Genomic DNA, 9,031 nt, shown 5'->3' with positions numbered 1-9,031 from the left:
CGGAGCGGCAGAGCCTGGGAGGGATCGCACAGCTTGGGACGGTGAGGAGCCCCGGAATGAACGAGCACGCGAGCTGGAAGCCGTTGGAGATCACCCCGGAGAGCGCCGGCTGCGCGCCGAGCGCCGAGGGACTGGTCGGCCACCTGCGCGAGCTGGACCTGGCGGAGGTGCTCACGGCCGAGAAGGCGCTCGTCTTCCGTGGCTTCGGGGTGCGGCCGGAGACCCTGGACCCGGTGATGGACCTGCTGCTGCCGAGGCGCCTGGCGTACGTGCACGGCAACTCGCCCCGCACCAAGGTGGGCCGCAACGTCTACACCTCCACCGAGTACCCGTCCCGGTACACCATCTCGATGCACAACGAGCTGTCGTACGCGGCGCAGTGGCCGGCCCGGCTGCTCTTCTTCTGCCAGATCGCCGCCGAGACCGGCGGCGCCACCCCCGTCGTCGACGCCGAGCTGTGGCTCAACTCCCTGGACCCGCAGTTGCGCGCCGACTTCGCCGGTGGGCTGCGCTACCAGCAGAACCTGCACGACGGCATGGGGCTGGGCAAGAGCTGGCGGGAGACCTTCGAGACCGACAGCCGCGACGAGGTCGAGGAGTTCCTCGCCGGCGCCGGCGCCACCTGGGAGTGGACCGCCGACGGACTGCGCGTGGTCCAGCTGCGGGAGTCCACCCTGCGGCACCCGGTCACCGGGGCCGAGGTGTGGTTCAACCAGGCCGACCAGTGGCACCCGGCCGGCCTGGACGACGACATCGCCAGGGTGATGACCCAGGTGATGGGCCCGGACGAGCTGCCCCAGTCGGTGACCTTCGCCGACGGCTCCCCGATCCCCGACGAGTACGTCACCCAGATCCGCGACCGGGGCCTGGAGGCGGCGGTCGACGTCGACTGGCGGGTCGGCGACCTGCTGCTGATCGACAACGTGCTCACCGCGCACGGCCGGCGCCCGTACACGGGCGACCGCCGGGTGCTGGTGGCGATGTCGGACTGAGCGGCGCGACCGGGAAGTGCCCCAGATGTCCCTGTCCCGCCCGACCGGCGGCGATCCCTGGCTGCGGGTGTTCCGGGGCGGCGCGCACGCGGGCCTGCGGTTGGTCTGCCTGCCGCACGCCGGCGGCTCGGCCGGGTTCTTCCAGACCTGGGCGGCGCGGCTGCCGGACTCCGTCGACGTGCTCGCCGTCCGCTACCCGGGCCGGCAGGACCGGCTCTCCGAGCCGTGCGTCGACCGGATGGACGTGCTCGCCGACCGGGTCACCGAGGCGCTCACCGGGTACCTGGACCGTCCCCTCGCCCTGTTCGGCCACAGCATGGGCGCCTCGGTCGCCTACGAGGTGGCCGTCCGGCTGGAGGAGCGGTTCGGCGTCGTGCCGGAGTTCCTGTTCGTCTCGGGGCACGGGGCACCGCACGTCACCCGGATCGACCAGCACCCCGACCACCTCGACGACGAGGAGTTCCTCGTCCGGATCGCCGCGCTCGGCGAGGTGGATCCGGTGGTCTTCCGCTCGTCGAAGCTGCGGGAGCTGGTCGTACCGGCGCTCCGGGCCGACCTGCGGCTGATCCACGGCTACCTGCCGCGCGCGCCGCGGAGCGTGTCCGCGCCGATCACGGCGTACCTCGGCACGGGGGATCCGGCCTGCGACCGGGAGTCGGTCTCCGCCTGGGCGGAGCTGACCACCGGCGGCTTCCGGCTGCGGGCGTTCCCCGGCGACCACTTCTATCTCGTGCCGGCGCGGGCGGAGCTGCTCGCGGACCTGACCGCGCAGCTCGCCGGCCGGCCGACCGTACCCCGTGCCGCGGCATCCGTGGCCGCGCACCTGACCTGACCGGCACCGCCGGATTCGCACCTGGAGGGCGCATCGTGACCGCACCGGACGTCGAGGCGACGCCGCAGCCGCTCGTGGACGTGGACCAGGAACGCCACGCGCGGTTCCGTACCTCCTTCGAGGCGGTGACGGACTTCGGGCGGCGGCTGCTGGCGGCCCGGTTGGCCGCCGCGGGCGTCCTGCCCGCCCCCGGGGCCGTCGCCGGCCGGGAGGAGATCCTGGCCCGGCTCGCGGTGGCTCCCGGCTACCAGCGGCTCGGCGACGCCCTGCTCGACCTGCTGGCGGACGCCGGCCTGCTGCGTCGGCAGGGCGACGGGCTCGCCGTGACCGGACGGGTCGCCGAGGCGGCCGGGTTCGCCGGGGACGACGCGGTGGACGCGGCGGCGGCGACGCTGCGCCGGGAGCACCCGGAGGCCGCCGGGTACGTGCCGCTGCTGGTCGCCTGCCAGACGCAGCTCGTCGAGGTGGTGCGGGGCGACCGGCCGGCCAACGAGGTGCTCTTCCCGGGCGGCTCCGCCGACCTGGTCTCCGCGATCTACCGGGACAACGTCCAGCTGGACTTCTACAACCGGCTCTGCGCGGCGCGGGTGCGGGAGCACGTCCGGCAGTTCCTGCGGCGCTATCCGCGGTCCTACGCCCACGTCATGGAGGTGGGCGCGGGGACCGGTGGCACCAGCGGCCCGGTGCTCGACGCCCTGACGGACCGGACGGAGCGGCTGCGGTACTTCTACACCGACGTGGGGCCCGCGTTCCTGCGGCTGGGACGGCAGCGCTTCGGCGTCGACCGCCCCCACGTCGACTTCGCCCGCTACAACGTGGAGGGCGCGCCCGAGGACCAGGGCTTCGAACCCGGCTCGATGGAGGTCGTGCTGGCCAGCAACGTCCTGCACGCCACCCTGCGGATCTCCGCCGCGCTGCGGCACTGCCACGCGCTGCTCAAGCCCGGCGGCATCCTGGTGATCAACGAGATGACCAGCCGCCTCGACTACAACACGCTTACCTTCGGCCTGGCCGAGGGCTGGTGGCGGCACGCGGAGGACGAGCCGCGGGTGCCGGCGTCCCCGCTGCTGGACGTGGCGGGCTGGCGGGCCGCCCTGGGCCGGGCCGGCTTCGTCGACGTGCGGGCGCACGCCGTGCCCGGGCTCGACGCCGCCGATCAGGTGCAGACCATGTTCGTGGCGACGGCCACCGGTGGGGGCGGCGCGTCCCGCTGAGGTCCGCCCCGTCCGCGTACGCCCCGACCGGGGTCGCCTCCGCCGGGCCGCGCGACTCGCGGCACCCCGCGGTCGGGACCCCGGTCGGGACGCGCGCGACCCCTGTGGAGCACCGGTGTCGGCGCCTGAACCCGGTAGGTCTTTACCGGCACCCCTATATGTTCCGGCAAGATCTTTCGTTCGCGAATATTCGGTGATATCAATCTCGCACTCGATTCCTCTACCCCCGGAGTTGCGACGTGCGGAGAACCCGTCTCGTTTCCCTCGCCCTGAGCCTGGCCACGGCTCTCGGCGTCAGCCTCACCATGGCAGCCCCCGCCCAGGCCGCCGCCACCGACCGCTACGTGGCGCTCGGTGACTCGTACGCCTCGGGCGTGGGCGCCGGCAGCTACACCAGCGAGAGCGGCTCCTGCCAGCGCAGCACCAGGGCCTACCCGGCGCTGTACGCGGCCAACATCAAGCCCGCGTCGTACCGCTCGGTCGCCTGCTCCGGTGCCACCACCACCAGCGTGATCAACACCCAGCTGTCGGCGCTCAGCTCGACCACCACGCTGGTCAGCGTGACGGTCGGCGGCAACGACGTCGGCTTCGCCAACATCATGTCCACCTGCGTGCTCCAGGGCACCACGCAGTGCGTGGCCGCCGTGCAGGCCGCCGAGGACAAGGCCCGTGCCCAGCTGCCCGGCCTGCTGCGCAACGTCTACAACGGCATCAAGACCCGGGCGCCGAACGCCCGCGTGGTGGTCGTCGGCTACCCGGTCTTCTACCAGCTCGGCACGGTCTGCGCCGGCCTGAGCGCCACCTCGCGGGCGAAGATCAACGAGGGCATCAACCTGGTGGACGACATCACCCGCAGCGCCGCCGTCGCCGCCGGCTTCAAGTTCGCCGATGTGCGTGCGCAGTTCGTCGGGCACCAGCTGTGCAGCTACGGCGAGAAGTGGCTGCACGCCCTCAACTTCGCCACCCTCGGCGTCTCGTACCACCCGACCGCGGCCGGCCAGTCCGGCGGTTACTACCCGGTCTTCCGCTCCGCCGCGGGCTGACCGACGCGCTCCGTCCGGGCGCTCCCGGTCCCGCCCCCTTCGGGGCCGGGAGCGCCCAGGGCGGGAGGACGGGGCACGGTCGCCCGCGCGGCGTCCGTGCCCCGTCCGAACCGTCCGGTCGGCGCCCCAGCGCTGCTGCAGCTTGCGGCCGACAGCATCGAGTTGGGCGCCGGTAGTGAACACGTCGTCGACCAGCAGTACCCGGGCGCCGGCCAGCTCGTCGCGGGTCCCGCGGCGGGCCCGCACGGCAGCGGCATGTCGCCGCGCGGCGTCCTGTTTCGCTGCGAGGTCGCTGCCGGCGGAACGCGGTGTCGGCCGGACCTTGACCAGTCCGCGCGGGTGGATCGGCCACCGCTGCTCATCGTCCGCGTCCGCCGCGGCCGCCAGCATCAGCTCCACGTGCGGGTACGGCTGCCGCTCACGCTACGACGGGTTGGGCAAGATCAGGTCGTTGCGGCCAGCCCAACCCGGATGGCCGGCGGTCACGAGCGGGTGACCGCCCACGCCGTTACACCACAGCGCTCTCGACGATCACAGGGCGACCGCAGGCTCTTCGGCATAGGCAGCGTTCAGAATGCGCAGGAATTCCTGGTCTTGAACGAGCGGCTCGTCGCCGAGTCGCGCGACCGCGATGCCCGGCGTCCACGAGTTCATCACCGCGGCCGCGAGACGCCCGCCGAGCTCGCCGCGCCTGACCTCCTGCGTCCGTTGCGGGACTCTTAGTGCGTCGAGTCGGCGCGTCAGGATCTGCATCGTGATGCCGGGGAGGACCTCGGCGCACGGCCAGATAACGGCCTCTCCGTCCCAGAAGGCGAGGTTCCAGATGGTGGCCTCGCTCAGCCGACCCGATCGGTCGGCGAACGCGGCGCCGTCGAAGCCCCGGGCGCTTGCGCGCCTGAGCAGGAGCGTCTTGGACACCTCGCCGACGTGCTTGACGCGGGGGAGATGCCGCTCGTGCTCGACGACGTCGAGCGAGAGAGGTCCGGACGGCGCAGTCGCGGGATCGGTGACCTTCACCAGCACGTCGAGGTCAACGTCGTCCCCAGCGGGGGCGAACTCTCCCGGCCGCGAGGAGACGAAGCATGTCAGCGACGCGTCCGGGGGAGCGGCCGCCAGAGCGCTGCGCATCTGCTCGAGGATCGTCTCGTCAGCCAGGTGGCGGCCGAAGAGCTCGTCGCTGGCTTCCCGGAGACGAGCCAGGTGCAGGTCCAGCCCCCGCACACGATGGTCCCGGACCTGCATCGCGGTGAAGTGGGCGAACCCGGCGAAGGCCAGTGGCGCGAGGTCCGCCGCCTCGGCCGCCCTACCATTGAACAGAGTGATCGATGTGGTCATGCAAGCGACCGTAGGAGTTGACACCAGTGGCAGGGGCAAGCGGCGCGACCCAGGGAACGGCACTGCGGATCGGCGATGTCGCGGCTCTCACGTCGGCCACGCCGCGGATGCTGCGTCACTACGAGAACCAGGGCCTCATCGCCGCGGAGCGCTCGTCCGCCGGCCAGCGCCTGTTCGACCCGTCCGTCGTCGAGCAGGTCCGCTCCATCCGGTGGCTGCTCAGCGCAGGGTTGCCCGTGGAGGCTATCCGCGAGCTCCTCGACTGCATCCACGACACCGACCGCCTCGAACCGTGCGCAGTTCCGCTGCTCATGGAGCATCTCCAGACGTACGACGGCCGCATCGCTGAGCTCACGACGACGAGGGACGCGCTGCAGGGGCTCATCGACGCGTCGAACGGGTGATGATCGACCATCTGCGTCCCTGATGGCGGCTTGGATCACCGCCGACACGACGTCGTTTCACGTATCAGCGCACGAGCCTCCGCCGATACTTGGATCATGGCGAAGACGAGCGAGAAGGAACCCGAGACCATCACCGCGGACTTCGCGCGGCGGTGGTGGAAGTCCCTGATGGCGAACACGGTCGCGCTGGTCGAGGACGCGGCGCTCCTCGCCTCCCATGACAGCCCCGGCCGGGCGCAGGCGCTGATCGTGCTCGCCATGGAGGAACTCGCCAAGGCGCGCTGGCTGTACGAGGCGGCCGAGCACCAGTGGACGGCGCCGCTCGGCCTCTACGGCCTCGAACCGAGGCCCGCGGGCGACGTGATCGTGCCGGAGGGCCTGCGCTCGACCCGACGGCCGCACGCGGAGAAGCTGCAGGCGGCTGAGCAGTTCGCCTCGGGGCTCGCCGGGTTCTGGAGCCTGGACCGGCGGATGGAGTACTACGAGCGTCCCGACTTGGAGACGTTCACGGCTACAGCCAAGCAGCGCAACCTCGACAAGCAGGCAGGCTTCTACGTCGATCGGGACGGCGAGAGCATCACCAGCCCTCTCGCCATCACCGCCGGCGACATCGCGAACGCCATCCGGCGCACCGCCAAAGTGGTGCAGATGCACCTGATCGAGGACCACACCCGTCAACAGGATGCGCCCGACGCTTCATTGATCGACTCCGCCGAAGACCTGCACTGGGCGGTCATGCCGCACTCGGACCCCGAGCTGTTCGCGGACGTCGTCGCCAGGCACCCACCGAGCGGAGGCGAGTAGGCCGACGCGCCGGATCGGATGGGCCTGCTCGAGTCATGCCGCAGGGCTTGCGGGATCCTCCCGCTTCTTGGACAAGATCGACGGCATCCGCTACGAGGTGGAACCAAGCTCCGTCGACACCGCGACCAGTCTGCTGTTCCGGGCCTGGTGCACCTGCTGCGGTATCGAGTACACCCATCCGTTTCGCCTCAGCGCGGAGGCGAGTCGCCTCCGCGCATCCTTGCGTCGGCGGGCTGCCGTCAGCCTGGGGATGGCGTCATGATCGACAATCTGGTCAGGTTGGCAAGGTCGGCTGTCGGCGTAAGCTCCACCGTGGTCGCGCCTGCCGCCTTGTCCGCAGACGCCCGCCCGATCGTGACAGCGCCAACCTGGCTGCTCTGCTGGGACGGATCCGGCATCAAGACACGGTTGGTCTGGTAGACCTCACCGTCTGCGGGAACGCCTTCCATGACCAGCTTTTCGCCGGTGCCACGTACGGAACCCGGAACATTACTGATATTCGTGTATACCTGGCCGGTGAAACCGGTGCTGGTAATGAGGTCGACAGTGGCTTCGCCGCGGACGGCATCGACTGCCGTTACGCGTCCCACCAAACCTTCGGCGACCACGGCTAGTTGCCCCTGCCGGACTCCCTGGTCCTTCGGGAACGCCACGATCATCTGCTGGCCACTCCTGCCGACCACCTCAGCGGGTACGGCCCGCGCGTCGCCGTCCACGCCGTCCTCTCCGGGTACCTCGAACACCTTCGTGAGGCTGGCGAACGGTCGCTTCGGCTTGGTGAACCCCGCGATCGTCGTCGTCTGCGCGGTCGCAGCGAGCGGGAATCGTTTTACCACAAGGCGACTGGTGGGTCCGTCCGGTTCTTGGACCGTTTCATCATCGACTGCGGTATTCGACACCCGCACCGCTGTCACGCCCGGCACGGCAATGGCGATGGCGTAGGTGCCCGCAGGGTCATGACTGACCTCGCCGGCGGCTCCGGACAACCGTGGACTGACCAGGCTTATCACCTGGGTCTTCACCGGGTCGGGCGCCGGCCGATCAACCCTCATCCTCAAGGCGTCCGCCGCACCAAGATCACCGGTGAAGAACGCCAACCGCGCGTCGCCCTGCTTGTCGTATCCCTGCAGCACGACCACCGTCGAGCGTAGGCGTGAATGGCGCGTCGCGACAAGGGCCCGAACATCAGTGTGCGGGCCTGCCGAGTTGGTACGGTCCCAGACGCTGGTGGCCTCATCTACCAGGCCAGCGTCCACGTCTCCCACCGGGGACCAGCCCAGAAACGGGCCGTCCGGCGGCGGTGCAGCGAGTTGCGGTGCGGGCCCGAATCCGACAACCCGAAACATCGCGACCAGCACCGCCACGCACATGGCAGCTGCGGCTGCGGCGGTGATACGCCGCCGCCCGCGACGCCGCTCTGCCCGCCGCATGATCTTGCCTTCATAGCCCGCGGTCGGTACCACCGACTCGGCCAGATCCGCCAGGCCGTCACGCAACTCTGTCGTGTCACGCATAGCGCACCTCTTCATCAGCAACCGCGTCGGCCCCAACCCACTGCTTACGCAGAGCCTGCAGACCCCTTGAAGAAAGACTCTTGACCGTGCCGACCGAACAACCCAGTACGTGCGCCGTGTCCTGCTCGGACAGGTCCTCGTAGAAGCGCAGTACGACGGCGGCACGCTGTCGTGCTGGCAGCCCGTCCAACGCCCGGCGGAGCAGGTCCCGCTGTTCCACCCCCACGTACTCGTCGCGTGCCTGACCCTCCACCAGCCGGCCCAAGGGCTGTTCCCACCAGGATCGGCGCCGCCTCCAGGTCACGAAGGTGTTGACCAGAATGCGCCGGACGTAGTGATCGACGCCTTCCGAGCGTTGCAGTCGAGGCCATGCCACAACCGTCTTGGCCAACGTTGTCTGGACCAGATCTTCGGCCTTCCCTCGGTCTCCGCACAGCAGGAAGGCGGTCCGGAGCAGCGCTCCGTACCGCGCCCGCACAAAGGCCGTCACCTCCTTGTCCTCGCGATCATGCATCAGCCACCCGCACCCTGAGCTTCAATCTCACGGCCACTACTTACGCTCTCGACTCCAGCAAACGTTGCCGTGACTTCGGGACTTTTTGACGATCGATTGTCTCGACCCGCGGGTCGGCGCAGGTGACGACCAGCCCGGTTTCCTCGGTCAGCTCCCGGGCCGCCGCGTCGGCCGCGGTCTCGCCCGGCTCGACGTTGCCGCCGGGCAGCGCCCACCCGCCGCCGTCGCGGCGCTTCGATCATGACGATCCACCGGCCGCCGGTGGTGTCGATGGCGGTCACCGCGCGGCCTCTGGCTCGCGATCGCCGCCCTGGCCGCCATCATCGTCGGCGCCACCGCCGGTCTGCTCGCCTGTGCCAGCGGCCTCAACCTACCCACC

General features: G+C 70.5%; 10 protein-coding genes. 6 read left to right on the top strand and 4 right to left on the bottom strand.

The window, feature by feature from the left end:
• Positions 1-56 precede the first annotated feature (56 nt).
• The 4 genes from ACGFNF_RS25800 to ACGFNF_RS25785 all read left to right on the top strand — a co-directional run bounded on the left by ACGFNF_RS25800 (position 57) and on the right by ACGFNF_RS25785 (position 4,081).
• Positions 57-992 carry a TauD/TfdA family dioxygenase gene (locus ACGFNF_RS25800; RefSeq protein ID WP_357578569.1) on the top strand — a complete coding sequence of 312 codons (936 nt, stop codon included), beginning with the start codon at positions 57-59 and terminating at the stop codon, positions 990-992.
• 25 nt (positions 993-1,017) lie between these two features.
• Complete coding sequence (locus ACGFNF_RS25795; RefSeq protein ID WP_393171244.1) at positions 1,018-1,824, top strand: thioesterase II family protein; 807 nt, start codon at positions 1,018-1,020, stop codon at positions 1,822-1,824.
• Between the two features lie 35 nt (positions 1,825-1,859).
• Complete coding sequence (locus ACGFNF_RS25790; RefSeq protein WP_357578571.1) at positions 1,860-3,038, top strand: class I SAM-dependent methyltransferase; 1,179 nt, start codon at positions 1,860-1,862, stop codon at positions 3,036-3,038.
• Positions 3,039-3,277: 239 nt separating this feature from the next.
• Positions 3,278-4,081 carry an SGNH/GDSL hydrolase family protein gene (locus ACGFNF_RS25785; RefSeq protein WP_357578572.1) on the top strand — a complete coding sequence of 268 codons (804 nt, stop codon included), beginning with the start codon at positions 3,278-3,280 and terminating at the stop codon, positions 4,079-4,081.
• 531 nt (positions 4,082-4,612) lie between these two features.
• On the opposite strand, the gene ACGFNF_RS25780 is transcribed toward ACGFNF_RS25785, so the two are convergent.
• Complete coding sequence (locus tag ACGFNF_RS25780; protein ID WP_357578573.1) at positions 4,613-5,416, bottom strand: aminotransferase class IV family protein; 804 nt, start codon at positions 5,414-5,416, stop codon at positions 4,613-4,615.
• A 26-nt stretch (positions 5,417-5,442) separates the two neighbouring features.
• Between ACGFNF_RS25780 and ACGFNF_RS25775 the strand changes: the two genes are divergently transcribed.
• The gene (locus tag ACGFNF_RS25775; protein WP_357578574.1) at positions 5,443-5,820 is read left to right on the top strand and encodes a MerR family transcriptional regulator; all 378 of its coding nucleotides are present in this window, start codon (positions 5,443-5,445) and stop codon (positions 5,818-5,820) included.
• Between the two features lie 96 nt (positions 5,821-5,916).
• Positions 5,917-6,624, top strand: a complete 708-nt coding sequence (locus ACGFNF_RS25770; RefSeq protein WP_357578575.1) for an AbiV family abortive infection protein — start codon at positions 5,917-5,919, stop codon at positions 6,622-6,624.
• Between the two features lie 239 nt (positions 6,625-6,863).
• Here ACGFNF_RS25770 and ACGFNF_RS25765 read toward each other — a convergent pair whose 3' ends face one another.
• The 3 genes from ACGFNF_RS25765 to ACGFNF_RS25755 are packed head-to-tail and all read right to left on the bottom strand — an operon-like array spanning position 6,864 to position 8,860.
• Positions 6,864-8,138, bottom strand: a complete 1,275-nt coding sequence (locus ACGFNF_RS25765) for a rod shape-determining protein MreC (RefSeq protein WP_357578576.1) — start codon at positions 8,136-8,138, stop codon at positions 6,864-6,866.
• Positions 8,131-8,652: a SigE family RNA polymerase sigma factor gene (locus ACGFNF_RS25760; RefSeq protein ID WP_357578577.1), complete on the bottom strand. Its 522-nt coding sequence runs from the start codon at positions 8,650-8,652 to the stop codon at positions 8,131-8,133. Before ACGFNF_RS25760 ends, ACGFNF_RS25765 begins: the two co-directional genes overlap by 8 nt.
• A 40-nt stretch (positions 8,653-8,692) precedes the next feature.
• Complete coding sequence (locus ACGFNF_RS25755; protein WP_393171275.1) at positions 8,693-8,860, bottom strand: NUDIX domain-containing protein; 168 nt, start codon at positions 8,858-8,860, stop codon at positions 8,693-8,695.
• Positions 8,861-9,031: the final 171 nt, after the last annotated feature.

Source organism: Micromonospora sp. NPDC048868 (assembly GCF_043198195.1).
Lineage (GTDB): Bacteria > Actinomycetota > Actinomycetes > Mycobacteriales > Micromonosporaceae > Micromonospora > Micromonospora reichwaldensis.
The sequence above is the reverse complement of the archived record's forward strand: the minus strand, read 5'-3'. Positions and strand labels throughout refer to the sequence as shown.